Consider the following 26,909-nt stretch of genomic DNA (forward strand, 5'->3'; position numbering starts at 1 on the left):
TAGCAAGGGGTTTTTGCTTTACATCCGCGATTTGTGTAATCAGTGCCTGCGGCGAAGTCGAGCTTGAGCGAGTTCGCAGGCGGAATCCGGAGACGGGCGCGACTTTCGGCATGGACGTGTCGGATGTCTTCTTCGATAGGGAAAGCGACCGCTGGAACCCCTTGATCTGCTCGAGCGGTAACGCCTTGGAAGGCGCAACGGCCACAGCCCCCAATCGGCCACTGCGATAGATGGATTTGCCTCGGGATTTCCAATTCAGTCGAAGACGAGTCGGCCCGGGTTCGCATGGAGACGGGTTCGCAGCCAAACGACGCAAGTATCCCTTTGCGTGAACCCGTTTGCCCGGATGACCGGATAGGCGTCGATCCGGGCTTGCCGCTGCTGCCACACGTCCACACGACCACACGACCGATTAGCCCGCATGGGATGTCACGAGCCGACGCCCTCGGTTGAGGTGTACGTCCATGAGACGGCGACTCAGACCGAAACTGAAGCAGATCACGGCGCGACAAACAACATAGTCAACTTATTCGGGCGCAACCAGTCCTGCTGACCTGACCTACCTCAGGAAAACACAGGCACCCCAAAAATGCCTGCAGAAACATTTCGCGACAACGTCGGTTTAACGACCCGTAGCCAGCACGCGACGCACGATCACGATGCAGATCCCGGAGAAGACGATCAACGCCAGCCATTCCGCCGTTGGGGCGAAACCGTTGCCGACGATGGCGAGCGGGGCGTCGGAGCCGGTGAAGCCGACCACCATGGCCATCGCAACGCCGACCAGGCTTTCACCGACGATCAGGCCCGACGCCAGCAGCACGCCGCGCCGTTCCGCTGCTTCGGCGAATGGGGCGAAATCCTTCCCCTGGGCTTGCGCACGCGATCTGAGCACACGATGTGCGATCCAGCCAAGCACGGCGCCGATGACGAGTACGGAGCCTACCGTCGGCGGCAGATAGATTCCGATACCGACGGCAATGACCGGCACACGTGCGACGCCACCGCGCTTGGCCAGCGCCGCGTCGATCGCGATGAGCGCCACACCGAGCAGCGCGCCGATGCCGAGCATCGACCAGTCAAGCTGATGCGTGAAGATGCCTTTCGCGATCGCCGTCATCAGAATCGCCTGCGGGGCCGACAATGCCTGCGACGGGTCCATGCCCGGACGCGGCAGTGCATCCATAAATCCATAAGCGTTGTACAGCAGATTCAGCACAGGCGGAATCACTGCCGCTCCGACCACGCAGCCAACGAGCAATGCCACCTGCTGACGCCACGGGGTCGCGCCAACGAGCCAACCCGTCTTTAGATCCTGCAGGTTGTCGTTCGAAATCGTGGCAATCGCGATGACGGCTGACGTCGTGAACAGCGCGAGCGCAATTCCGAGCTTGCCGCCACCACTGGCGTCAAGCAGCCCGCTGGCCTGGCTGACGCTCAGGATAAGCAGCGATACGAGCACCACCGCGACGATGCCGATGCCCGAAATCGGGCTGGCCGACGACCCCACGAGTCCCGCCATATACCCGCACGCCGCCGCCACGAGAAAACCGAACACCACGGCAAACACCACGCTGCAAATCACCAGCGTCGCAATGCCGCCGAACGACAATGGCGCGTCCGCGAGAAAGATGCCGAACGTCACGACCCAGACCGCAACGCAAAGGAGTGTCAGTCCGATCACCCAGTAAGGCGACAGATCCTGCTCAGTGCGCGCGAGTGTCACCGCCTTGCCTTGGGCGCCGCGCGACTGTCCCAGCGCCGCGAACGACGTCTTCACCCCGTCGACCATTGGTTTGGCGAGCGTGATGAGCGTCCAGATGGCGGCCACGCCGATGGTCCCGGCGCCGATGAATCGTACCTTGTGCTGCCAAAGCCCGTTGGCAAATGCGGCGATCGCCTGACCGTCCGCATTGGGCGTAATCGTCGTGAGCACTGGCACCGCAATTCCCCAGCTCAGCACGATGCCGAGCAGAATCGCCAGGCCCGACACGATACCGATGAGATATCCCGCGCCGATAAGCGCCAACGAGAATCCGGTCGTGAGACGGAAGACGGCCGCTCCCGCCGGTACCCATGCGGTGATGCTCTCGCCGAGCACCTTCAGGCCGGTCGTGGCGAATGCGAACAATGCCGAGACCACACCGCCGAACGCAATTTCGCGCACGCCGCTCGACGCCTCGCCAGGCGACTTCCCTTCAGCCGACGACACGCCGTCTCCCTCGCTGCCGACGCGAAGAATTTCCGCCGCGGCCACGCCTTCCGGATAAGGCAACTCGCTGTCGACCACCATGGCACGACGCAAGGGAATGGTGAACAGCACGCCGAGAATGCCGCCGGACGCGCAGATCGCGAGCGTCAGACCGAAGGGAAAGCCCTGCCAGTGGCCGATCATCAGCAAGCCGGGAAGCACGAAGATGATCGACGAGAGCGTGCCGGCCGCAGACGCCTGCGTCTGCACCATGTTGTTCTCGAGGATGTTTCCCCCGCGAAGCGCCCGCAGCACGGCCATCGAAATGACGGCGGCCGGAATCGAAGAAGAGAACGTGAGCCCGACTTTCAGGCCAAGGTAGACATTGGAAGCGGTGAACACCACGGTGATCAGCGCGCCGAGAATCATGCCGCGTACCGTCAGCTCCGGAAGAGAGACGTCGTCGGGAATTCGGGTCGGATGGGATGCCATGTACGAATAGGGGGGATTTTCGCCCAATGGGAAAGTGGCGCAAATTGTATGCGCCTCCGTGGTGCATCGCCACTCCTGTTGAACACCGTAGAACGCGCGTTCAACTCGCATTTTCCGATGCAAATTTCGCGCGTCGTCTTCTCACTAATAGCGTCTACGAGACATTTCTGCCGAGGTCATTCTGACTCATCTGTTCACTAGATGGGTTCCAACTTTTATCAATCGGTTTATTGATGGATCATGCGGGTTTTCCCCTAATTCAGGCAAACCATGCCGTTCCCGGGGGAGGCGAAATCCAGAACCCATGTGCGACAACAGGAGCATTCCGATGGCCAGCCTTCAAACTTTGCCGAAACCCGTGACCGGGATGACCGGCGCCCGCCGCTGGCTGGTGCTGGCCGTTGTGTCGGTGGCGTTGCTGCTCATCGTGATCGACATGACGGTGCTGTACACGGCGTTACCGCGTCTGACCCATGATCTTGCGGCAACGGCGTCCGCGAAGCTGTGGATCGTCAATGCCTACGCGCTTGTCGTGTCGGGCCTGCTGCTCGGCATGGGCACGCTTGGCGATCGGCTTGGCCACAAGCGCCTCTTCCTTGCGGGGCTCGCCGTATTCGGCGCAGCGTCGCTTGCCGCGGCGTTCGCGCCCGAGGCAGGCAGCCTGATCGTCGCCCGTGGGGTGCTCGGCGTGGGGGCGGCCATGATGATGCCCGCCACGCTCTCGCTCATCCGCCTCACGTTTACCGATACCCACGAGCAGGCGCTCGCCATCGGCATCTGGGCGTCGGTGGCTTCGGGAGGTGCGGCGTTCGGTCCGATCGTCGGGGGCGCATTGCTCGAGCACTTCTGGTGGGGATCGGTCTTCCTGATCAACGTGCCGATCGTGCTCGTGGCGATCCCGCTGGCATGGTGGCTGATTCCCAAAGGGCGAGCGACGTCCACGCGGCCGTGGGATGGGTTCGGCTCGCTGCTCTTCATGGCGGGCCTGATCGCGGTGACGTACGCGATCAAGGGCGCGGGCAAGCCCTCGCCCGAATGGCTCGCGGTGGCCGTTGCGCTGGCGGTAGGCGCGATGTTCCTCTGGGCGTTCGTGCACCGTCAGCGGCGCAGCGCGGAGCCGCTGCTCGACTTCACGTTGTTTCGCAATCCGGCCTTCGCGGGCGCCGTCGCGGCGGCATCGATGGCCGCGGCCGCCCTGATCGGCATGCAACTTGTCTTCAGTCAGCGCTTGCAACTGGTGCTCGGCTACTCGCCGCTCGAGGCCGGCTGGGCCAATATGCCGCTCTCGCTGGCGGCATTCGTGGCGGGCCCGATCGCCGGGCGCGTGCTGCCGCGTCTGGGCAGCACGCGTCTTCTGCCGATTGCCTTGCTGATGTCGGCGGCCGGCATGGCAGGCTATCTGGTCGTGCGAGACATGGGGCTGGCGTTGTCGATCGCGTCGCTCGCGATGCTGGGGCTTGGGGTCGGTGCGACGATGACGGCGGCGTCGAGCACCATCATGCAGAGCGCGCCGCCCGAGCGCGCCGGCATGGCGGCATCCGTCGAAGAGGTGTCGTACGAGCTCGGCGGCGCGCTCGGCGTTACGTTCATGGGCAGCCTGCTGACGGTCGTCTACGGTCGTGCGATGGATGTGCCGCAAGCGGCGGGGCTGCCGGATGCTGTGCGTGACAGTCTCGACGAAGCGCTGCTCGTCGCCGAACATTTGCCGGCACCCACGGCCAACGCGCTCACGGCGCTGGCCAACGCGGCGTTCAATCAGGGCTTCGACGCCGTGATCGGCGCCGGCGCGTTGTTGCTGTTCGCTACGGCCGTGTGGGGCCGGTGGCATGCGCGGGTGCGTTAGCCGGCGATACGATGGCGCGGGAGGTGCCAATACTGGCATCTCCCGCGTCGTTCAGGACCAGGCATCGGGCGACGCCTAGCGCAGCGAACACGACAACCAATGCGCGATACGTACGCCATCGAGTCGCGAGCCCTCAGGGGTATCGCTGCCGAGCATCGTCACGATCACAGGGCGCTGCTTGTGCACCATGACCCGCATCACCATGTTGTGCCCCGATTCATTGATGAAGCCCGTCTTCTGGACGCTGGCGTGTACCTTGCCGTAGCGGACCAGCCGGTTGGTGTTGACGTATTGCAACTGCCCCTTGCCGGTACGCACGCGTTGCTGATGATCGATCGAGTACCGGCGGATGAGCGCATAGCGATTCGAGGCACGCACGAGTCGCGCGAGTTCGCGCGCGGTGGACACATTGCGGGGCGACAGACCCGTCGAATTCTCGAAGCGCGTGTTGGGCATGTTCAGTGCGCGGGCCTTGGCGTTCATCGCGGCGATGAATGCCGGTCGTCCGCCCGGGTAATCGCGGCTCAGTGCCGCTGCGGCGCGATTCTCCGAGGCCATCAACGAGATGTGCAGCATGTCCGCACGCGACAGCGTCGAACCCACGAGCAGGCGCGAACGCGTGAATTTGAGGGTATCGAGATCGGCTTGGGTGACTGTGAGCGGTGTGCGCATCGACGGGCCGCTATCGAGCCACACCACGGCCGTCATCAGCTTCGAGAGTGAAGCGATGGGCCGTACCTGGTCCGCATTCTTTGCGAAGAGCGGCGTGTGCGTCTTTTCGTCGACGATGTAGACCGCGCGCGAAAACAGGCGTTTTCTCGACGCCGGCGTGAAGCCGCAACGCGCGAGCAGTCGGGGTTTGGCACTGACCTGGGGCGCGGGCGACTTTGCCGCGTTCGCCGCCTTCGCGGATTTTACCGACCTGGCCGCGGCCTTCGGCACCGGCTTGCGGTGCGCTACCGTCGGCGAGCGCCGCGCGGCCGCCCTCGCGTGGCGCGGTGACTTCGCGTGCCTGCGCGCCTGATACCCTTTGCGCGTCGGCAGTGCTTTCGCATGACGCGTCGCACGCTTGCGCGAGTGGCTCGCGGTCGCCGTTTTCCGATGGGCCGATTTCGCGCTCGCCTTGGCGGTGCTCTTCTGCTTGACCGCATCGTTCCGCCGCTTGCCTGTACTTGTGGTGTGGGTGCTCGCGGCGAGCGCGTCGCTCACCGGCAGACCCGCAATGAGCAGTATCACGCCGAAGAGCATGAAGCGGGCGAGCGCGATCGTGCGCGGCGGCAGGCGGTAGAGACGGGGCAGGTCGGGGCTGAGCGGCAGGTACCACAAGGCGGACATCTTCACGCGGTTCCGTAGTGAGAGGGTGACGGGCGACGCGTGCATGCAGAGAAACACGACTGCGCACGGCGGAGAACCGTCGCGCAGGACGCGGGCGCAATACACGGGGAAACCTGTTGGACGGCCCGCTCGCGTGGAGTTCCTGAATTTCTCGATGGTGTATTACAAAAAGTTACAAAAGTGGGCGCTTCGGTGTACGAATTCAGCAACGCTCGACCATCGCGAGGCGCGTCGGCTGTCGTGATTCGGCCAGCGAGCCTCGTCATCCGGCCAACCCGTGCAGCGACGACATGACGGCGTCGGCAAAAAAGCAGGGCCGCGAGCGCGGCCCTGGCGTCCTGTCGGATCCGGACGTTGCCCGGATCGCACCGCACTCTCAATAGCCGAGGGCCAGTCCTGTGTTGCGACGCGGGTCATTCGCGCCGTAGTAGCGGTTCTTGCCGACAGGCTTGCCGCCGAGTGACGGCGCGCCGACGAGAATCGCGGCCACGTGGTTGGCCGGTTGCGGGCCCGCGAACTTCTGTCCCCAGCTCTCCAGAATCTTCTGCGTGTCGGGGCTCAGCGCGAACGCTTCGATGTTGGTCGCCTCCGGCATCCACTGCTGGTGGAAGCGCGGTGCGTCGACGGCCTCCTGAAGCGTCATGCCGTAATCGATGACATTGAGCATCGTCAGCAGCGTGGCGGTAATGATGCGGCTGCCGCCCGGGGTTCCCACGACCATGACCGGCTTGCCGTCCTTCGTGACGATGGTCGGGCTCATTGACGACAGCGGACGGCGGCCCGGCCCGATCGCGTTCGCTTCACCCTGGATCAGACCGTACAGGTTCGGCACGCCCACCTTCGCGGTGAAGTCGTCCATCTCGTCGTTGAGCAACACGCCGGTGCCGTTGGCCATGACCTTCGCGCCGAACCAGTCGTTGAGCGTGTAGGTGACCGACACGGCATTGCCGTCCTTGTCGATGATGGAGTAGTGCGTGGTATTGCTGCCTTCGTGCGGCGGCACCCCTGGCTTGATCTCTTGCGAGATGCCGGCCTTGTGCGGGTCGATGGCCGCGCGAATCTTGGCGGCGTAGTTCTTGTCGAGCAGATGGGCGATCGGATTGTTCACGAAATCCGGGTCACCCAGATAGCTGTTGCGGTCGACATACGCATGACGCATGGCCTCGATGGTGTAGTGCACGCTCTGGGCCGAGTGAAAGCCGAGGTCCTTCATCGGGTAGCCTTCGAGAATGTTCATGATCTCGCAGATCACCACGCCGCCGGAGCTCGGGGGCGGCGCCGAGACCACGTGATAGCCGCGATAGTCGCACTCGACCGGTGCCAGTTCGCGCGTCTTGTACTGATCGAGGTCGGCCTGCGTGATGATGCCGCCGCCGGCCTTCATCGACGCGACGAGCTTGTCGGCGACTTCTCCCTTGTAGAATCCGTCAGTGCCCTTGGCGCTGATCAGCTTGAGCGTACGCGCGAGATCCTTTTGCACGAGTCGCTCGCCGGGCTGAAACGGCTGGCCCTTGTTCAGGAAGATGGCGCCCGAGTTGGCGCGATCCTTTTCGAAATCCTTGGTCGATGTCCAGAGCATGTCCGCATCGCCCTGTTCGAGCACGAAACCCTTTTCGGCGAGCGTAAGGGCCGGCGCGATCAGTTGCTGGCGCGTTTTCGTGCCGTATTTCTCACGCGCATATTCCATGCCCGACACGGTGCCCGGCACACCCACGGCCAGATAGCCGGTGGTCGAGGCGCCCTTGATGACGTTGCCGTCCTTGTCGAGATACATGTTCGCGGTGGCAGCGAGCGGCGCCTTCTCGCGGAAGTCGAGGAAGGTCTTGCGGCCGTCGGCGAGCTGGATCGTCATGAAACCGCCGCCGCCGAGGTTGCCCGCGGCCGGATACACCACGGCCAGGGCGTAGCCCACCGCAACGGCGGCATCGACGGCGTTGCCGCCGGCTTTGAGCACGTCGACGCCGACTTTCGAGGCGAGATGCTGGGCCGTCACGACCATGCCGTTCTCGGCGCCGACCGGCGCCTGCGATGCCGCGTGAACGTTGAACAGCGCACAGCTCAGGGCCGTGGCGAAGAGCGCTTTGGTGAAGGTTGGATTTTTCATCGTCTTTCTATGGTTCTTGTCTGAGCGAGATGGGCGAGATGAACGAGAGGAACGGCTAACAACCACAAACCACCACTTCCATTTCCACTGCGCCGACGACGGACGATGCGTGACAGGCAACTCGCCCGCATCCCCGAGAGAGGGACGCCGGCGACGTCTCCGTTGCCATGCCGCCGCGCGTGAGCGTTCCGTCGACTAACGAACGGTAACGCAAAATGGGTAATTGGGGAAAGATGCAACGAAAGTCCTGACGGCGGGCCGCAACGAGGTTTCGCGCCGCACTGGACAATTCGTCTCAATGGGGCCACTCCCGCGCCGGAGCTGGCGGAACGCGATAAAGGGTCAGATGTTGGCCGCGAACATCTGCGATGAAACCGGGCGTATCGCCCGGCAAGACGGGCGCAAAAGTTCGGAAAAGTCGGAAAAGCCTCGGCGTCCTATTCGGGCCCGTTGTGCATCCGCCACGCCTGGGGTCAGACGAGCAAGTCTTCGTAGAACGCGCCGAAAGGGCGCGTCGGGTGGGCAATCTGGATCTCGAGGATCCACAGACCGCCGTTCGGGGTGTCCGCCAGGTCGCCGAGCTTGCCGCCCTTGTAGATGGCGTGGGGAAAGTCGCTCACGCGATGGCCCCTGATGTCGAGGTTGAGCACCCAGCCCATCGCCTCGGCCTGCGCTTTCGCGAACTGGTACAGGGCCTGGCCGCTCACGCCGTGCTCGCGCCAATGGGCGTGCACGACATCAAACAGACGCCGCGCGTCGCGGGCGCAACGCTGCATTTCCGGATCGGTGCCTGTCGTGCGGGTAAAGCCGCAGTCACCTTCGTGCGCGTCGAAGACCACGCCGATGTCGATGAAGTAGATGTCGTCGTCTCCGAGCACCGGGTCGACGTCGCTGCGCTCGCTGAAGGTGCGCAGCGTATTCTCGCCGAAGCGGATCAGTACGGGATGCCAGATGCGGTCCATGCCCAGTGTGCCGAGCAGCGCCTTGCCGGCGGCGATCGCTTCCGATTCGCGCATGCCGGGTTTGATGAGCGCCGCGATCTTCTCGGTCGCTTCCCAGGTCAGCGCCTGCGCGCGCCGCATGGCGGCGGCGCTGTACTTTGCCCCGACCGCTTCTCGTTGTGCCAACTCCATCGAATTTCTCCATTGAATGGCGAGCACGCGGGCTTCCATTTCGTTCTCTGGCTGCCACCACAGGTGGACGAGGCGGCGCTCGTGGCCGCGCTGCGCGAAGCGGGCGTGTTCGTGGAAGGATTGCGGGAATTCACGCGCTCGTCGCTCGCGGCGTCGGCGTCGGCGCTGGTGGTGGGCTACGCCGCGCTCGACGATGCGCGGCTGCTGCAGATCGCAACCCGGATTGCCGCCATCGCCGCGTGATTCAATCGGCGCGCTTGCGCAGTTCGAGGCGAATGACGAACCATCCCGCCACCGCCGACATGATGGCCAGCGCGTACCACGTCAGCAGATAGCTCATGTGATTGTTCGGGAACTGCACCACGGTCAGGCCGCCGACGGGATAATCGCGTACCGCCGCCGTCCCGGTCATGGCTTCGGCGTCGCCGCGCACGGCGTTGCCTGCCGCGCTTGCGCCAGGCTTACCGTCTGCGTCGACGAAGTAGGGCGCGACGTCGGCGGCCGCGAGACCGCGAGCGGCGGCGATGGCAGCAACATCCCGCGAATACCAGAGATTCTCCGACGGCACGTTCTTGCGCAGAAAGCCGCCGCCCGTCTCGGGCATGCGGAGCAGGCCGGTGACCACGACCTCGCCGGCGGGCGTGGGCGGCACGGCCTCCTTCCAGCCCGGCGGCACGAAGCCGCGGTTGATCAGCACCTCGCTGCCATCGGCCGTGCGCAGTGGGGTGAGTACCCAATATCCGCCGCCCAGGTCGGTGACCGCCTGCACCAGCGTGTCCTTGTCGAACGCGTAAGTGCCGCGCAGCGAGACATGCCGGTACTCGTCGCCAGCCGCGTTGACGCCCGGCCATTGCGTGCGTGTCGGTGCGGGCGTGGCCGGCGCGTGCACACGCGAATTCACGCGCTCGATCAGATCGAGCTTCCACGCCCGACGATGCAACTGCCAGGTGCCGAGCGAGGTGAAGACACCCACCAGGGCCAGCGTGATCACGCCGAGAATGACCAGCCGGAAGGGGGAGGAGCGGGAGGGCGCACCGGAAGTGCGCGGGGGACGCTGTGCGTCCCCCGAATCGTGAAGTCGATTGCTGCTCAAGGGAAATGCCGTTCAGGGAAGGTTCTTCGTATCCTGCATCATACCCGGCATCATGTTCTGGTTCAGGTGATACATGACCCAGAGCGACCCGGAAAGGGTAATGACCACGAGCACGATCGTGAAAATCAGCGAGAGCAGGTTCCAGCCGCCCTCCGACCTGCCGTTCATGTGCAGGAAGTAAATCATGTGCACGACGATCTGAATCGCGCCCAGGAACAGGATCATGATCGCCGTCGTGCTCGATTTCTCGAACACACCGCCCATCACGAACCAGAATGGTATCGCGGTGAGAATGATCGACAGGATGAAGCCCGTGGCGTAGCCGCGCAGGGTGCTGTGCGGACCTTCCTCGTGATCGTGGTCGTGATCGTGGTCGTGACCATGACCGTCGGCGTCGTGCAGGGTCGAATCGTGGGCGCTCACGGCAGCACTCCCATGAGATAGACAAAGGTGAAGACGCCGATCCACACGACGTCGAGAAAGTGCCAGAACATCGACAGGCACATCAGGCGGCGGCGGTTGGGCGCGGTGAGGCCGTGCTTGCCGACCTGCACCATGAGGGTGATGAGCCAGATGATGCCGAACGTCACGTGCAGCCCGTGCGTGCCCACCAGCGTGAAGAACGACGACAGGAACGCGCTGCGCCACGGCCCCGCGCCTTCGTGAATGAGGTTGGCGAACTCGTAGAGTTCGAGCGAGAGGAACGCCGCGCCGAGCAAACCGGTGATCGCCAGCCACCCGAGCGTGGCGCCCTGGCGGCGCTTCTGCATCTCGAGCATGGCAAAGCCGTAGGTGATCGAAGACAGCAGCAGGAAGGTCGTGTTCAGGGCGACCAGCGGCAACTCGAACAGCTCGGCGCCGGTCGGTCCGCCCGCGTAGTTGCGACCGAGCACGCCATACGCCGCGAAGAGGCAGGCGAACACGAGACAGTCGCTCATCAGGTAGACCCAGAAGCCGAGCAGCGTCCCGTTGGGCGGGTGGTAGTCGCTCGTCATCATGAACTTCAGCTCGCCGTCGCGCGGCGGCGCCGGCGTATGGGCGCCGAGCGGGGCGCCGCCTGCCGGGAAGGTTGCGGTCGTGTCAGACATGCTGGGCGAGCAGTCGCGTGCGCGCTGCCTCCGTGTGTTCGACCTGATCGGCCGGGATGTAGTAGTCGCGGTGATAGTTGAACGTGTGACCGATGGCGACCGCCAGCAAGGCGACGAATGCCACGATCACCACCAGCCACATGTGCCAGATGAGTCCGAACCCGCACACCGTGGCCAGCCCGGCAAGGAAGATGCCGGCCGAGGTGTTCTTCGGCATATGGATCGGAATGAAGCCGTCCATCGGCCGCTTGAAGCCTTGTTGCTTCATCTGCCACCAGGCGTCGTTGTCATGCACGAGCGGGGTGAAGGCGAAGTTGTAGACCGGCGGCGGCGACGAGGTCGACCATTCGAGCGTGCGGCCATGCCATGGATCGCCGGTGTCGTCGCGCAACTGATCGCGGCGCAGGAAGCTCACCACCAGCTGGATGATGAAGCAGGCAATACCGATCGCGATGAGCAACGCCCCCACTGCGGCAACCTGGAACCAGATTTGCAGCGACATGTCGTCGAAGTGACTCACGCGGCGCGTCACGCCCATCAGGCCGAGCAGGTACAGCGGCATGAAGGCGACATAGAAGCCGATGAACCAGAACCAGAACGAGCACTTGCCCCAGAACGGATCGAGCCGGTAGCCGAACGCCTTCGGGAACCAGTAGGTAATGGCCGCCATGATGCCGAAGATCACGCCGCCGATGATCACGTTGTGGAAGTGCGCGATCAGGAACAGTCCGTTATGCAGCGAGAAGTCGGCCGGTGGCACGGCCAGCAGCACGCCGGTCATGCCCCCGATCACGAACGTCACCATGAAGCCGACGGTCCAGAGCATGGGCACTTCGAAGCGGATCCGGCCGCGGTACATGGTGAACAGCCAGTTGAAGATCTTCGCCCCGGTCGGTATCGAGATGATCATCGTCGTGATGCCGAAGAACGAATTCACGCTCGCCCCCGAGCCCATCGTGAAGAAGTGGTGCAGCCACACGAGGTAGGACAGCACCGTGATCACGACCGTGGCGTACACCATCGACGCATACCCGAACAGACGCTTGCCCGAGAACGTGGCCACGACTTCCGAGAACACGCCGAACACGGGCAGCACGAGAATGTAGACCTCGGGGTGGCCCCAGATCCAGATGAGGTTCACGTACATCATGGCGTTGCCGCCGAGATCGTTCGTGAAGAAGTTGGTGCCGGCGTAGCGATCGAGCGCGAGCAGCGCCAGCACGGCGGTGAGCACCGGGAAAGCCGCCACGATCAGCACGTTGGTGCACAGCGAGGTCCAGGTGAAGACGGGCATGCGCATCATCGTCATGCCGGGTGCGCGCATCTTCACGATGGTCACCAGCAGGTTGATGCCCGAGAGCAGGGTGCCGACCCCCGCGATCTGCAACGCCCATATGTAGTAATCCACCCCGACATCCGGGCTCTGCAGAATCCCCGACAGCGGTGGATACGCGAGCCAGCCGGTGCGGGCGAACTCGCCGACGAAGAGCGACATCATGACCAGCACCGCGCCGCTCACGGTCATCCAGAAGCTGAAGTTGTTGAGGAACGGGAAGGCCACGTCGCGCGCGCCGATCTGTAGTGGCACCACGAAGTTCATGAGACCGGTCACGAGCGGCATGGCCACGAAGAAGATCATGATCACGCCGTGCGCGGTGAAGATCTGATCGTAGTGGTGCGGCGGCAGATAGCCCATGTTGTCGCCGAACGAGATCGCCTGTTGCAGGCGCATCATCGCGGCGTCGGCGAAGCCGCGCAGCAGCATCACGATGCCCAGGACCACGTACATCACGCCGATACGCTTGTGGTCGATGCTGGTGAACCACTCGCGCCACAGATAGCCCCACAGCCTGAAGTAGGTGATGGCGCCCACCACGACGATGCCGCCGAGCGCCACCCCTGCAAACGTGGCGAGCAGGATGGGTTCGTGGTACGGGATCGCCTCGATCGTGAGGCGGCCGAAGATCAGCTTGACGATGTCCATAAGCTCGAACCTGGGATCATTCGCGCGCGAAGCGCATCATTGTCGAGGGTTGGGCGCAGTGCGCGTCACCGGGTGAGTGCCGCGCCGGGGGCGAGGCCGGTCCGCGCCGCGAACTGCATGGTGTTCTGCGCGGTGCACATGGCGTCGGCAAGCATTGCCTGCGTCGGGCCGGTGCGCCCCGCACGGCTCGCGTGCTGATGGTTGGGCTGATCCATCATGTCTTTCAGACACGTTTGCCCGGTCTGCACGCAGCGGTTCAGGATGGCGTCGTAGAGATTGGGCGCCACGTCGCCGTAGTAATGCACGGGCACCCACTCGCTTGGCCTGGTGAGCGCCTCGTACTTCTCGCGCGTGAGGTTGTCGCCCTTGGTCTTGACCTGCTGGACCCACGCATCGAAGGCCTCCGGCGACAGGCCGTGGAACTTGAAGCGCATGCCGGAGAAGCCCGCGCCGCTGTAGTTCGCTGAGAAGCCGTCATAGACGCCGGCCTTGTTGATGACCGCATGCAGCTTGGTTTCCATGCCGGGCATGGCGTAGACCTGTCCGGCGAGCGCCGGCACGAAGAACGAATTCATCATCGTCGTCGACGTGATCTCGAAGCGGATCGGCCGGTCGACGGGGGCCGCGAGTTCATTGACCGTCGCAATGCCCTGGTCGGGGTAGAAGAATAGCCACTTCCAGTCCATCGCCACGACCTGCACGGTCAGTGGCCGGGTGTCGGGAGGGATCTCCCGCCTGGCGTCGATGCGCTCGAGCGGGCGGTACGGATCGAGCTTGTGCGTGCTCACCCAGGTGAGGGCGCCCAGCGCGATGATGATGAGCAGTGGCGCGGCCCAGATCAGCAGCTCGAGCAGAGTCGAGTGGTCCCATTCGGGCGTGTAGACCGCCGCCTTGTTCGACGCCCGGTATCGCCACGCGAAGAGCAATGTCAGCACGATCACCGGTACGATGATCAGCAACATCAGAATGGTGGAAACGATGATGATGTCCCGCTGCCTTACCGCAAGATCGCCCGAAGGCGACATCAATACGGTATTGCAACCGGACAGCAGTGCGGCGGCGGGGAGTAAAAATACCCCGCGAAGGAACTTGGGGGAAGTCATGCTGCGATCGATGAACCGTAGCCTCAGACCGTACCCATCATGGACTCCCCTCCCAGATGCATCAATTTAGGGTAAACCCTATGGCGGGGACGGGCGATACCTGCGATGCTTTTCTGGCGCGAGTATGCCATCGTCATCCCGATCCGAAGGGGGTCCGATAATGTCAAGCAGTGCTCATCAATCGCCGACGCCCCCGGGCGTACCCATCGCGACCACGGCGCACGATCACGGGAGCAAGTCCCGCATTGCGCCCGAGGAAATCGCGGTTGGCGTGGTTGTCGGACGCGCCTCCGAGTATTTCGATTTCTTTGTGTTCGGCATTGCCGCCGTCCTCGTATTTCCCCACGTTTTCTTCCCGTTCGCCGACGATCTGCACGGACTGCTGTACGCGTTCGCGATCTTCTCGTTCGCTTTCATCTCTCGCCCATTCGGCACGGCGTTGTTCATGACCGTGCAGCGTCGCTGGGGGCGCAGCGTGAAGCTCACGGCGGCGCTTTTCGTGCTGGGTACGGCCACCGCCGGCATGGCGTTCCTGCCCGGTTACTCGGTGCTGGGCGAGCGCTCGATCTGGCTGCTTGCGTTCTTCCGCCTGCTGCAGGGCATCGGCTTCGGTGGTTCGTGGGACGGTTTGCCGTCGCTGCTGGCGATGAATGCGCCGCCGCAGCGGCGCGGCTGGTATTCGATGATGGGGCAGTTGGGCGCGCCGATCGGCTTCATCATCGCGGGCGCGCTGTTCCTGTTCCTGCATTGGAGTCTCGAGTCCGACGACTTTCTCACCTGGGGCTGGCGCTATCCGTTCTACGTGGCGTTCGCCGTGAACGTGGTGGCCCTGTTCGCCCGGTTGCGCCTGGTGGTCACGCACGAATACACCGAGATGCTGGAGGAAGGGCAGCTGGAGCCGATCAGCACGCGGGAGATGGTGCGCTCGCAGGGGTACAACATCTTTCTTGGCGCGTTTGCCGCGCTCGCGAGCTACGCGCTGTTTCACCTGGTCACGGTGTTTCCGCTGTCGTGGATCTCGCTACAGAACACGCAGGATCTGGACAGTGTGCTGATCGTGCAGCTGTGCGGTGCGGGGATCGCCATCGTCTGCACCGTGCTTTCCGGGCGCATCGCTGACCGGATCGGACGGCGCACCACGCTGGGCCTGTTCGCGATCCTGATCGGAATCTTCGCGCTGTTCGCGCCGTTCCTCATGGGCGGCGGTTCGACCCGGCAGGACATCTTCATTCTGGTGGGCTTCGGCCTCCTCGGCTTGTCTTACGGGCAGGCGGCGGGCACGGTGACGTCGAACTTCGAGCAGCGCTTCCGTTACACGGGCGCGGCGCTCACGACAGACTTCGCCTGGCTGTTCGGCGCCGCATTCGCGCCGCTCGTCGCACTGGGGCTCTCGTCCGAATTCGGGCTGATCGCGGTGAGCGGCTACCTGCTCTCGGGCGCCGTCTGCACGCTGCTTGCGCTGCGCATCAACAAGGCGCTCGAGACACGCGACTGAATCGAAGCCCGACTGCGGTCCTTTGCCAACGGCGCGACATCGTTCGCGCCGTTGTCGCATTTCCCGCTAGACGTCGTGCAGCATGCGAACGATCGCGGTGGTGATGTTGTGGGTGCGCGCGTCGTGCGCGCGGTGAATCATGCCAACGGTGCGCAGCAAGGGCGGATCGGCGATCGGCACGATGCGCAGCAGCGGGTCGGATTGCCAGTCGCCGCGATGCAACAGCGGCAGCACCGACACACCGACGTTCTTGCGCACGAGCGCGACGATCGTTTCGATGGAGTTGAGCTCCAGGTACTCCATGACGGTGAGCTTTGCCGAGCGCAGTGCCTGCTCGACCACCATGCCGGTGCGCACGCGCCGGTCGAAACGCAGAAAGGCGTGCGTGTCGAGAATGTGCTGCGGATCCGTCTGCGCGACGTCGCGATTGACCACCATCGCCATCGGCTCGGTATAGAGGGGCGTCCACACGAGACCTTCGGCGCGCGCGTCGTCCGCTCGCGCGACCACGGCCGCAATATCCACTTCGCCCTGTTCCACCAGATCCGTCAGTTCATCCGACCGGGCCGAGGTGAGCCTTACGTCGAGTTGCGGGTGCGCCGTTTTCAGCTCGGCGACCACCAGCGACAGCGCACCGATGACCGAGACCACCGCGCCGATGGTCACCGGTCCCTGCATGGCGTCGATGGGCGTGGCGGTCAGGTCGGCGGCGAGCGCGAGAATCTGTTCGACACGTGGAAACAACTCGCGCCCTTGCCGGGTCAGCGTGATCTGGCGGCCGCGCCGGTCGAACAGACGCTGGCCGACGGCGTCCTCGAGGCCGCGCATCTGCAGGCTCACGGCCGCCTGCGTGAGCGCGGCGCGCTCGGCGGCCGCGGCAAACGAGCCGGTCTGCGCGACCAGCCGGAAGGTTTTCAACATGCGCAACGTGAGCATCGGGACTTAAAAATAACTTACGCGTGAAAAAGAAATATTAATATTTCCTGTGGCTGCGCGGGAGACATAATCGTGTCATGCACATTCCTCATGACCGGATCGCCACCTCTTTCCCGCGCCCATGACCATGCCCGCCAACGCCGGACCGGTGCTCGAAGTCGCCGGACTGTCGCTGAAATTCAGCCAGGCGCCCGACGCGCCCAATTTGATCGACGGTGTTTCGTTCGCCGTGCATCCCGGCAAGACGCTGTGTATCGTCGGTGAATCGGGGTGTGGCAAGAGCGTGACGTCGCTCGCGCTCATGGGGCTGTTGCCCAGCCCGCCGGCGAACCTGGTGGCTGGCCGCGCCATGTTCGAGGGCCAGGATCTGCTCGCGTTGCGCGAGCGCGACTTTGCCGATCTGCGCGGCAATCGTCTCGCGATGATCTTTCAGGAGCCGATGACCTCGCTCAATCCGGCGTTCACCATCGGTCATCAGATCGAAGAGGGAATTCGCCGCCATCGCGGACTGGACAGGCGTGCCGCACGCGCCGAGGCGCTCGAAATGCTCAAGCGGGTGCGCATTCCCGCGCCCGAGACACGGCTCGATAACTATCCGCACGAACTCTCCGGCGGCATGCGCCAGCGCGTGATGATCGCCATGGCGCTCGCCAACCGTCCGGCGCTGCTCATCGCCGACGAGCCGACCACCGCGCTCGACGTGACCATTCAGGCGCAGGTGCTCACGCTCATCCAGACATTGCAGCGCGAAACCGGGACTGCCGTCGTGCTGATCACGCACGACCTGGGCGTGGTCGCGGAAGTGGCCGACGACGTCGCTGTCATGTACGCCGGGCGCATCGTCGAGTACGGCACGGTCGACGAGATATTCGACGACCCGCAGCATCCTTACACGATTGGGTTGATGGGGGCGATTCCGTCCATCGGCAAGCGGGAAGGCACCCTGGCGACGATTCGCGGGGCGGTGCCGCCCCCCGAGCGCATGCCGGCGGGCTGCCGTTTCGCGCCGCGCTGCCCGTTTGCCGAAGCGCGTTGCACGCGCGAGGCCCCCGTCGAGCGTACGCTGTCGGGCTCGCATCGGGTGGCGTGCTGGCTCGCGCCCGTCGAAGCGCTCACCCCCCCGTCCACCCCGATGGAAGAGGTTGTTGCATGAACGCGTCTCCCGCATTGCTCGAAGCGCGCGACCTGACCCGGCACTTTGGCGGTCACCGCGTCGGCTTTTCCCGCGCTCCCACGGTGTACGCCGTGAACGGCGTGTCGTTCAGCGTTCAGGCGGGCGAGACATTCGCCATCGTCGGCGAGTCGGGATGCGGCAAATCCACGCTCGGGCGATTGCTGCTCCGCCTGCTCGACGCCACACGCGGTGAGGTTCGCTACCAGGGCGAGGACCTCATGACGCTGGGGGCGGGCGCGATGCGGCGGCTGCGGCGCGAGTTGCAGATTATCTTCCAGGACCCGTTCGCGTCGCTCAATCCGAGCATGACCGTGGGGGGGCTGATCGGCGAGCCCATCGCGCTACACGGTCTGGCACGTGGCCGCGCGCGCGACGAGCGCGTGGCCGAACTGTTGCGCACCGTCGGCCTGCAGCCTGACTACGCACAGCGCTACCCGCACGAATTCTCGGGAGGCCAGCGTCAGCGCATCGGCATCGCCCGGGCGCTGGCAGGTGAGCCGCGCGTGATCGTTGGCGACGAGCCTGTCTCGGCCCTCGACGTCTCCGTACAGGCGCAGGTCATCAACTTGCTGGAGCGGTTGAAGCACGACTTCGGCCTGACGCTGATCATGGTCGCGCACGATCTCGCGGTGATTCGTCACATGAGCGACCGTGTCGCCGTGATGTACCTTGGGGAAATCGTCGAGCTGGCCAGCGCCGACGCGCTGTTCGACAACCCGCTGCACCCCTACACGCAGGCCCTGTTGCAGGCGATTCCGGCCAGCCGTCCGCACATGCGACGCGAGCGCGCGCCGTTGGGCGGTGAGCTGCCGAGTCCGACCGCACCGCCGCCGGGTTGTCGCTTTCATCCACGCTGCCCGCATGCGCGCGCGGCGTGCCGCGAACAGCGCCCGATCGACGAAGTGCTGCCCGACGGACGACAGGTCGCCTGCCATTTCTGGCGCGAGATCCAGAACGCGGGTGCGAGCCCGGCCCGCTCAGTGGCGCCGAGCGACAAACTGGGCGTGCGTCTCGCGCTGTACCGGGCGCGCCAGGCGCAGATCGATGCGGGGAATCGGCCGGGCACGCCGGTTCCGGCATGAGCATGGCTTTTCCACACATCAACAACACCGTTACTGACAAAGGGGTCTCACGCATGCGCAATGTTCTGCTCGATATGGCGTTGGCGGCGCTTCTCGCGACCGGCACCGCTTCGGCGATGGCTCAGTCGACGCTTCGCATCGGCCTGCAGGAAGACATCGGTTCGCTCGATCCGGCGCGCAGTTCGCAGGTCGTCGACCGCATGGTGCTGCGCTCGTTGTGCAGCTCGCTGGTCGACATCGGCACGGATCTGAAGTTCGTGCCGATGCTGGCCACCTCGTGGAGCGTGAGCGCGGACGGCAAGACGTGGACCTTCAAATTGCGCCAGGGCGTGAAGTTCCACGACGGCGAACCGTTCGACGCCAAGGCCGTCAAAGCGAACCTCGATCGCGCGCGCAGCTTGCCGGCCAGCAACCGGAAGAGCGAGCTGTCGTCGATCGATCGTGTCGACGCGGTGGACGACCACACGGTCAACATCGTGCTCAAGGCACCCGATTCCGCGCTGCTCGCCACGCTGTCCGATCGCGCGGGCATGATGCTCGCGCCCAAGACCCTCGCCGACGACGCGGCCGTGCAATCGCACCCGGTCTGTTCCGGGCCGTACAAGTTCGTGCAGCGCGTGCAGAACGATCGTGTGGTCCTGGAAAAATTCGCGGGGTTCTGGGAGGCGGACAAGTATCCCATCCAGAAGGTCATCTACCTGCCGATTCCCGATACGACCGTGCGGCTGGCCAACGTGCGTTCCGGCTCGCTCGACATGCTCGAGCGTCTTGCGCCGTCCGACGTCAAATCGGTCAAGCGCGATGCGAATCTGAACTTCGTGTCCATCGACGGTTTGGGCTACTACGGATTGACGTTCAACGTGGCGGCCAACGCCCCCAAGGCGTTGCGCGACAAGCGTGTGCGTCAGGCGTTCGACCTTGCCATCGACCGCGACGCGATCAACCAGGTGATCGGCGGCGGCATCTTCACGCCCGCGAATCAGGCGTTGCCGCGCTCGGGCCAGTACTACGACACCGCCATCAAGACGACCAAACGCGACGTGGCGAAGGCGAAGGCGCTGCTCAAGTCGGCCGGCTTCGACAAGATCGACGTGACGCTGAGTTTCGGCAACAACACGGTCGCCAATCAGATGGCGCAGATGCTGCAGGCCATGCTGGCCGAGGCGGGCATCCAGCTCAAGCTGCGCCCGATGGACTATGCGGCGGCGCTCGACGCGGCGCATCGCGGCGACTTCGACGTGCTCTACAACGGCTGGTCCGGCCGTGTCGACCCGGATGGCAACCTGCACCAGTTCGTGACCTGCAAGGGCAACCTGAACTACGGTCAGTACTGCAATGCCGAGGTCGACAAGCTGCTCAACGAGGGGCGCGTGAAATCGACCGTGGCCGAGCGCAAGCCCATCTACGACGCGGCCAACAAGATTCTGTCCGACGAAGATCCCATCCTGTACCTGTACGTGCAACCGTGGCCGTACGTGCTCAGCAAGAAGGTGCAGGGGTTCGTGCCATACCCCGACGGGCTGATTCGCCTGCGCGGCGTGAGCGTGAAGTAAGGGAGCCGTCATGCTGCGCCTCGTCGTTCATCGCGCGCTGGTAGCCATTCCCACGCTGATCATCGTCTCGATGATGATCTTCGGGCTGCAGAAGATGCTGCCCGGCGATCCCGTGCTCGCGATGGCCGGCGAGGACCAGAACCCGCAGGTCATTGCCGCGCTGCGCGAGAAGTATCACCTCGACAAGCCGTTGCCCACCCAGTATGCGTTGTGGATGCGCGACGTCATGCGCGGCGATCTCGGCACCTCGCTGCGCACCGGCGAGCCGGTGACGACGCTCATCGCGCAGAAGTTGCCCGTCACGCTGCAACTGGCGCTGTTCGGTCTGGTGATCGCCATCGGCATCGGCATTCCGCTGGGCATTCTTTCGGCGGCCAATCGCGGCAGCGCGATCGACTATGGCGCGAACGTGCTGGCGCTCTCGGGCATGTCCATTCCGAACTTCTGGCTCGGCATCCTGCTGATATTCCTCGTCTCGGTACGCTGGCAGTTGTTGCCGTCGTCGGGCTACGTGCCGCCGGGCGAGGATCTCTGGATGAGCCTCAAGACAATGGTGATGCCGGCGTTCGTGCTCGGCGCCGCGCTCGGGGCGCAACTCATGCGCCATACCCGCAGCGCCATGCTCGGCGTGCTGCGCACCGACTATATCCGCACGGCACGTGCCAAGGGTCTGCTGCGCGGCACCGTGGTGCTCAAGCATGCATTGCGCAACGCACTGATTCCGATCGTCACGGTGCTGGCGCTGCTCTTCGGCGAATTGTTGGCGGGAGCGGTGCTCACGGAGCAGGTATTCACGATTCCGGGCTTCGGCAAACTGGTGGTCGACGCCGTGTTCAACCGCGACTATGCGGTGGTGCAGGGCGTGGTACTGGTCACCGCCGTGAGCTTCATCGTGCTGAACCTGCTCGCCGACGTGCTCTATGTCCTGCTCAACCCGCGCCTGCGTCGCGCCTGAGACTACCGAACGAACGCCCACCGAACATGGCCGCATTGCCCACGACCTCATCCTCCTCACAGGCCTCGCCGACTCCGGGTGCGGCGCGCGCACCGGCAGCCGCCGCCTCCGAGCGACTGCCGCGGCGGCGCTACCGCGGGCTGCGCAAGTTCGCGCGCAACCGGGCGGCGGTGGCCGGCGCGCTCATCGTGGTGTTTGCCGTTTTCGTGGCGCTGTTCGCGCCCTGGCTCTCGCCGTACGATCCGATCGCCACGAGTTTCATGACGGTGCGTCAGGCGCCGAGCGCGCTTCACTGGTTCGGCACCGACGAACTGGGGCGCGACGTGCTGGCGCGCATGATCTTCGGCGCGCGGGCGTCGCTCGCCGCCGGCGTGGTGTCGGTCGGCATCGCGGTGCTCGTGGGCGTGCCGCTGGGCTTGCTGGCGGGCTACTTCGGGCGCTGGGTCGATGCCATCATCTCGCGCCTGGCGGACGCCCTGCTGTCGATCCCTTTCCTGATTCTTGCCATTGCGATGGCGGCATTTCTCGGGGCGAGCCTCACGAACGCCATGATCGCCATCGGCGTTTCGGCCATGCCGCGTTTCGTGCGTCTGGCGCGGGCACAGGCGCTGAGCGTGAAGGCCGAGGAGTACGTCGAGGGCGCGCGTGCGATCGGGCTCACGGATGCGCGCATCATCGTTCGCTATATCCTGCCCAACGTGCTGCCGCCGATCATCGTGCAGGCGAGTCTGACGGTCGCCACGGCGATCATCGCCGAAGCGAGCCTGTCGTTTCTCGGGCTGGGGCAACTGCCGCCGCTGCCGTCGTGGGGCTCCATGCTCAACACGGCCAAGGACTTCGTCGAGCAGGCGCCCTGGATGTCGATTTTCCCCGGTATCGCCATTTTCCTGACGGTACTTGGTTTCAACCTGCTGGGTGACGGGCTGCGCGACGCACTGGATCCGCGCGAGCAGTCGTGAGTGATGCATTCGGTACCCTAATTCCAACCATTCGAGACAGAGGTCGAGAGTCAGTCCCATGACGCAATTCAACTGGCAAAACCCATATCCGACGCCGCGCATGCCGGTGTTCGCCCGCAACATTGTGTCGACGTCGCACCCGCTCGCGGCGCAGGCCGGCCTGCGTATCCTGTGGCAGGGCGGCAATGCCGTCGACGCCGCGATCGCGGCCGCGGCATGCATGACCATCGTGGAACCGGTCTCCAATGGCCTGGGCGGTGATTGCTTCGCGCTGGTGTGGGATGGCAAGCAGGTTCACGGCCTGAACGCGTCGGGCGTGGCGCCCGCAGCCTGGAACGTCGACTACTTCCGTAAGAAGTACGGCGAGCAGCACGGCATTGCGAAGCAACCGGTGCGCGGTCTCGACACCGTCACGGTGCCGGGCGTGATCGCCGGGTGGGAAGCCCTGCATGCGAAATTCGGCAAGCTGCCGTTTGGCGACCTGATGGCGCCGGCCATCGAGATTGCCGAGCGGGGGCACGCGCTCGCGCACATTGTCGCGCGCAAGTGGGCGGCGGCCGTGCCTGAGCTCAAGGACCAGCCGGGTTACGCCCAGACATTCATGCCCAACGGCCGCGCGCCGACCACCAGCGAGATGATCCGCATGCCGGGCCATGCGCGCACGCTGCGCCTGCTCGCGCAGGAGGGCCCCCGTGCGTATTACGAAGGCCAGATCGCCGAGCGCATTGCGGCCTGGTCGGCCGAGCACGGCGGCGCCATGACGACCGGCGACCTGCGCAACTACCGCGCCGACTGGGTCAAACCCATCGAGAAGGATTATCGCGGCTACACCGTGCACGAAATCCCGCCGAACGGTCAGGGCATCGCGGCGCTGATCGCGCTGGGTATCCTCGACAAGTTCGACGTGTCGGGTCTCGCCGTCGATCGCGTGCATTCTCAGCACTTGCAGATCGAGGCGATGAAGCTCGCGTTCGCCGATCTCTACAGGTACGTGGCTGACCCGCGCTCGATGGAAGTCACGCCGGAGCAGATGCTCGACGATGGATACCTCACCGAGCGTGCGCGGCTCATCGACCCTGACAAGGCCACGCACTTCGACTTCGGCATGCCGAGGTCGGGCGGCACGATCTACCTGACGGCGGCCGACGAGCAGGGCATGATGGTGAGCTTCATCCAGTCGAACTACATGGGCTTCGGTTCGGGCGTCGTGGTGCCCGATCTGGGCATCGCGTTGCAAAACCGCGGCTGCGGGTTCTCGATGGATCCGAAGTCCGTCAACGTGGTCGAAGGCGGCAAGCGCCCATTCCACACGATCATCCCGGCGTTCCTCACACAGAAGGTCGACGGCAGGCATGAGGCGGTGATGAGCTTCGGGGTGATGGGGGGAGACATGCAGCCGCAGGGCCATCTGCAATCGGTCGTGCGCATGCTGGACTACGGCCAGAACCCGCAGGCGGCGTGCGACGCTCCGCGCTGGAAGGTCAACCGCGACTTCACGGTCGACATCGAGTCGACCATGGATCGTGAGACCGTGGCGGGGCTCGTGGCGCTGGGCCACAAGCTCAAGTCCATTGACGATCCTTATATGGACTTCGGCTCGGGCCAGTACATCTGGCGTCTGGATCGCAACGATCCGGAGCGCGGCTACGTGGCCGCGAGTGACACTCGTCGCGACGGCCTGGCCGCGGGCTACTGAGCGGGCGGCAGCGCGCCCGTCGGGCTGGAGGGCGCGATGTCCTCGAAACACGCAAACGGCGTGATTCGCCCAAAGCTGCCCGGATGACCGACCCTGCCTGCCGTCGCACTCGCCGCGACGGCGGCGCCTCGACTTTTCCACAGATATGCCCATGCCACACCTGTCAACGTTGACAGGTGTAGTGCGTCGCGGCTGCGCATAACGTTACGTAATAAAAGTTCCGCAACCCGTTAATTGCACGCGGTTTTTTGCGTCGCGGCGGGATTGGCGGAGGCGTCCTTCGGCATCGGGACGACATCGCTGTTCGAGGGGGCGATCCGGTCATCATGGCCAAGTGCCATGTCTGCGGCCCTGTCGTATCGCTCGGTGGTTTGCACCGCTTGCTCAGGAGAGACCGTATGAAAACGCCAATGCCATGGACGCCTTCGCGTCATCAGGTTGCCAGCGCGGTCGCCGCGCTGGCTGCGTGCCTTGCGGCGCAAGTGCATGCCGGGGTTGTCGACAACACCGCGACAACAGTGTCTGCCCCAGGCGACCCGGCGGAAAGCTGGTCGGTCCTCAACCGGGGGATTCTGACAGTGGAGCCCGGTGCGGCGACCAACTTCATTGCCGCGAATTCGGGGGCGAGCGTGATCCTCAACGGCGCGACCGTGGCTACATCGACAGGAACCAATCCCGGCGTGCGGCTGCTCAATTCGACTGCCACCATCAACAATTCCAGCATCAGCAGCACCGTCGGCAGCGGTCTGTCGCTCGGCTCCCAGGGCGCCGACACGACCGTGCCGACGGCCACGGTCAACAACAGCACGATTTCCGGGTTTGCCTTCGGGGCGCAGGTTAGTTCGCGAGGCGTTCTGACGCTCAACGGCACGACCTTGAGTGCGGGCGCGGGAACGGTTGCGGGATTTAACGCCGGCGTCGTCAACTTCGACTCCACCGTCTCGATGAATGGCGGTTCGAGCACGGGCGCGAACGGCTTCTGGATCAGCACCGGTAGCGGCGGGACGTCTTCGACGACGACGCTCAACGGCACCCGGATCGTCGGTACCAGCGGATCCGGCATTCTGATCGAGCCACAGCCGGGGCTGACGGCCGGAAACGCTACCCTCGTCATTGGCGGGGGCACGACCATCTCCGGGGCCGACGCAAATGTGATCAAGGCCGTGGGTGGAATGACCTCGGCTGTGACCGTCGACAATTCGCAACTCACAGGCAACGTGACGGGCGATGGCACTGCGGTGGTCAATCTCACGTTGCAGAACAATGCGTCGATTACCGGCAATCTGGTCAACCTCACGTCGCTCGCCGTGAACTCCGGGGCGCAATGGATCATGGCCGGCAACAACAGTGTTCCCACTGTCACGATGAGCGGCGGCACGATCGACATCTCCGGCACAGCGGCGGGTACGGGAACGTTCCGCACGCTGACGGCAGGCACCCTGTCGGGAAGCGGCACATTCAAGATGAACACCAATATCGCCACCCATGCGGGAGACTTGTTGGCGGTGACGGGCAATGCGACGGGGAATTACCAGTTGCATATCGCGAACAGTGGGGCGGAGCCCAGCGATCTGACGCCGCTGACGGTGGTGACCACAGGCGGTGGCGACGCCGCTTTCTCGCTCGTTGGACACACCGTCGATGCCGGCGTTTATCGGTACGACCTGCGGCAGGACGGCAACAATTGGGTGCTGGCCACTGACCCGCATGACCCGGGCGATCCCGGGGGGCCCGATTTGACGCCGGGTGCGCAGACCGTGATTGGCCTGTCCGGGATCGCGCCGGTCGTCTGGGGGGCGGAGCAGGCGATCCTGCGCAGCCGCCTCGGCGACATCCGGATTGGAGATCAGGGCAATAGCGGTGTGTGGGTGCGCACGTATGGCAAGCGCTTTCACGGCACGCCCGTCTCCGGTGTGGACTATCGGCTCACGCAATACGGCGTGATGGGCGGCATCGACGGTGTCGTGGGGCAGGCCTGGGGCGGCACCTGGCTCGTTGGCGCATTGCTCGGCACAGGGCATGGCACGCTGCGAATCGACGGCGGGTCCACTGGGGGCGTGAACAGCTTCACGGCGGGGCTCTATGGCACCTGGTTGGGTGCACAGGGCTATTACTTCGAGACAGTGCTTCGGTACAACCATTTTTCCAACGACGCCAATGTGATCATGGACGACGGCACGGGCGCGCATGGCAGCTTTGGCGAGAACAGTGTCGGCATGACGGCCGAGTTCGGACGGCATCTGACGCTTGCCGACAACTGGTTTGTCGAGCCTTACGTGCACCTCGCACTGTTGCGGGTCGGAGGCGACGATTTCACGCTGACCAACGGCATGCAATCGAACACCGCACACACGGGTTCGGTACAGGCGCGCGTTGGCGCCGCCTTCGGCAAGAGCATCGCGTTGACCGGCGGGGGAATCCTCCAGCCGTACCTGAAGGTGGCGCTGGTGCAGGAGTTCGTCAAGAGCAACCGGATCACGGTCAATGGCATCAATTTCAACAACGACCTGTCGGGCACCCGATTCGAGTTTGGCGCCGGTCTGGTGGGACAGATTCGGAAGCATCTGCAAATCTATTCTGAAGTGGAATCGAGTGTCGGACACAAGATCGACCAGCCGTGGGGCGTGCAGCTGGGTCTGCGCTATACCTTCTGAGTGTGATGACAGCGCTACCGGTGAATCAGGGAGTGAAAG

21 protein-coding genes are annotated in these 26,909 nt (G+C 64.4%); 10 read left to right on the plus strand and 11 right to left on the minus strand.

Going from position 1 to position 26,909, the window contains the following annotated elements; all coding sequences use genetic code 11:
* Both W930_RS30825 and W930_RS0112540 read right to left on the minus strand, forming a co-directional pair.
* The coding region (locus W930_RS30825; RefSeq protein ID WP_235195540.1) for a hypothetical protein at window positions 1–205 on the minus strand (205 nt) is incomplete at its 3' end.
* A gap of 417 nt (window positions 206–622) precedes the next feature.
* Window positions 623–2,683 (minus strand): OPT family oligopeptide transporter, encoded by a 2,061-nt coding sequence (locus tag W930_RS0112540; protein WP_023873257.1) that lies wholly within the window; start codon window positions 2,681–2,683, stop codon window positions 623–625.
* Between the two features lie 328 nt (window positions 2,684–3,011).
* Here W930_RS0112540 and W930_RS0112545 point away from each other — a divergent pair, with 328 nt between their 5' ends.
* Entirely contained in the window at window positions 3,012–4,526 is a 1,515-nt protein-coding gene (locus tag W930_RS0112545) for an MFS transporter (RefSeq protein WP_051399324.1), read from the plus strand.
* Between the two features lie 75 nt (window positions 4,527–4,601).
* On the opposite strand, the gene W930_RS30830 is transcribed toward W930_RS0112545, so the two are convergent.
* From W930_RS30830 to W930_RS0112560, 3 genes are all read right to left on the minus strand, one after another.
* A complete protein-coding gene (locus W930_RS30830; protein ID WP_024788925.1) occupies window positions 4,602–5,861 on the minus strand; it encodes a serine hydrolase in 1,260 nt (419 codons plus the stop codon).
* A gap of 376 nt (window positions 5,862–6,237) precedes the next feature.
* On the minus strand, window positions 6,238–7,860 hold the full coding sequence (gene ggt / locus W930_RS0112555) for a gamma-glutamyltransferase (protein WP_369798656.1): 1,623 nt from the start codon (window positions 7,858–7,860) through the stop codon (window positions 6,238–6,240).
* A gap of 578 nt (window positions 7,861–8,438) precedes the next feature.
* The gene (locus tag W930_RS0112560) at window positions 8,439–9,098 is read right to left on the minus strand and encodes a M24 family metallopeptidase (RefSeq protein WP_023873259.1); all 660 of its coding nucleotides are present in this window, start codon (window positions 9,096–9,098) and stop codon (window positions 8,439–8,441) included.
* Window positions 9,099–9,110: 12 nt separating this feature from the next.
* Here W930_RS0112560 and W930_RS0112565 point away from each other — a divergent pair, with 12 nt between their 5' ends.
* On the plus strand, window positions 9,111–9,341 hold the full coding sequence (locus W930_RS0112565) for a hypothetical protein (protein WP_023873260.1): 231 nt from the start codon (window positions 9,111–9,113) through the stop codon (window positions 9,339–9,341).
* 1 nt (window position 9,342) lies between these two features.
* On the opposite strand, the gene W930_RS0112570 is transcribed toward W930_RS0112565, so the two are convergent.
* The 5 genes from W930_RS0112570 to cyoA all read right to left on the minus strand — a co-directional run bounded on the left by W930_RS0112570 (window position 9,343) and on the right by cyoA (window position 14,366).
* Window positions 9,343–10,191, minus strand: coding sequence for an SURF1 family protein (locus tag W930_RS0112570; RefSeq protein ID WP_024788924.1), 849 nt, complete (start codon window positions 10,189–10,191; stop codon window positions 9,343–9,345).
* 12 nt (window positions 10,192–10,203) lie between these two features.
* Window positions 10,204–10,614, minus strand: coding sequence for a cytochrome o ubiquinol oxidase subunit IV (cyoD, locus tag W930_RS0112575; RefSeq protein ID WP_023873263.1), 411 nt, complete (start codon window positions 10,612–10,614; stop codon window positions 10,204–10,206).
* Window positions 10,611–11,279: a cytochrome o ubiquinol oxidase subunit III gene (cyoC, locus tag W930_RS0112580; RefSeq protein ID WP_023597340.1), complete on the minus strand. Its 669-nt coding sequence runs from the start codon at window positions 11,277–11,279 to the stop codon at window positions 10,611–10,613. Before cyoC ends, cyoD begins: the two co-directional genes overlap by 4 nt.
* Window positions 11,272–13,263 (minus strand): cytochrome o ubiquinol oxidase subunit I, encoded by a 1,992-nt coding sequence (gene cyoB, locus W930_RS0112585; protein WP_024788923.1) that lies wholly within the window; start codon window positions 13,261–13,263, stop codon window positions 11,272–11,274. The genes cyoC and cyoB overlap by 8 nt, the downstream gene beginning before the upstream one ends.
* A gap of 65 nt (window positions 13,264–13,328) precedes the next feature.
* Entirely contained in the window at window positions 13,329–14,366 is a 1,038-nt protein-coding gene (gene cyoA, locus W930_RS0112590) for a ubiquinol oxidase subunit II (protein WP_023597338.1), read from the minus strand.
* 160 nt (window positions 14,367–14,526) lie between these two features.
* Between cyoA and W930_RS0112595 the strand changes: the two genes are divergently transcribed.
* Window positions 14,527–15,861, plus strand: coding sequence for an MFS transporter (locus tag W930_RS0112595; RefSeq protein WP_023597337.1), 1,335 nt, complete (start codon window positions 14,527–14,529; stop codon window positions 15,859–15,861).
* Between the two features lie 66 nt (window positions 15,862–15,927).
* On the opposite strand, the gene W930_RS0112600 is transcribed toward W930_RS0112595, so the two are convergent.
* A complete protein-coding gene (locus W930_RS0112600) occupies window positions 15,928–16,797 on the minus strand; it encodes a LysR substrate-binding domain-containing protein (protein ID WP_023597336.1) in 870 nt (289 codons plus the stop codon).
* A gap of 127 nt (window positions 16,798–16,924) precedes the next feature.
* On the opposite strand from W930_RS0112600, the gene W930_RS27220 reads away from it, so the two are divergent.
* The 7 genes from W930_RS27220 to W930_RS0112635 all read left to right on the plus strand — a co-directional run bounded on the left by W930_RS27220 (window position 16,925) and on the right by W930_RS0112635 (window position 26,870).
* Window positions 16,925–17,950 (plus strand): ABC transporter ATP-binding protein, encoded by a 1,026-nt coding sequence (locus W930_RS27220; protein WP_023873265.1) that lies wholly within the window; start codon window positions 16,925–16,927, stop codon window positions 17,948–17,950.
* Window positions 17,947–19,053: an ABC transporter ATP-binding protein gene (locus tag W930_RS0112610; protein ID WP_024788920.1), complete on the plus strand. Its 1,107-nt coding sequence runs from the start codon at window positions 17,947–17,949 to the stop codon at window positions 19,051–19,053. The genes W930_RS27220 and W930_RS0112610 overlap by 4 nt, the downstream gene beginning before the upstream one ends.
* A 53-nt stretch (window positions 19,054–19,106) precedes the next feature.
* On the plus strand, window positions 19,107–20,606 hold the full coding sequence (locus W930_RS0112615) for an ABC transporter substrate-binding protein (RefSeq protein WP_023873267.1): 1,500 nt from the start codon (window positions 19,107–19,109) through the stop codon (window positions 20,604–20,606).
* Window positions 20,607–20,616: 10 nt separating this feature from the next.
* Window positions 20,617–21,561 (plus strand): ABC transporter permease, encoded by a 945-nt coding sequence (locus tag W930_RS0112620; protein ID WP_023597332.1) that lies wholly within the window; start codon window positions 20,617–20,619, stop codon window positions 21,559–21,561.
* A 26-nt stretch (window positions 21,562–21,587) separates the two neighbouring features.
* On the plus strand, window positions 21,588–22,520 hold the full coding sequence (locus tag W930_RS0112625; RefSeq protein WP_023873269.1) for an ABC transporter permease: 933 nt from the start codon (window positions 21,588–21,590) through the stop codon (window positions 22,518–22,520).
* A gap of 58 nt (window positions 22,521–22,578) precedes the next feature.
* A complete protein-coding gene (locus W930_RS0112630; RefSeq protein ID WP_023597330.1) occupies window positions 22,579–24,216 on the plus strand; it encodes a gamma-glutamyltransferase family protein in 1,638 nt (545 codons plus the stop codon).
* A 398-nt stretch (window positions 24,217–24,614) separates the two neighbouring features.
* Window positions 24,615–26,870 (plus strand): autotransporter outer membrane beta-barrel domain-containing protein, encoded by a 2,256-nt coding sequence (locus tag W930_RS0112635; protein ID WP_036655888.1) that lies wholly within the window; start codon window positions 24,615–24,617, stop codon window positions 26,868–26,870.
* Window positions 26,871–26,909 lie beyond the last annotated feature (39 nt).

Source organism: Pandoraea sp. E26 (genome assembly GCF_000681415.1).
GTDB lineage: Bacteria > Pseudomonadota > Gammaproteobacteria > Burkholderiales > Burkholderiaceae > Pandoraea > Pandoraea pnomenusa.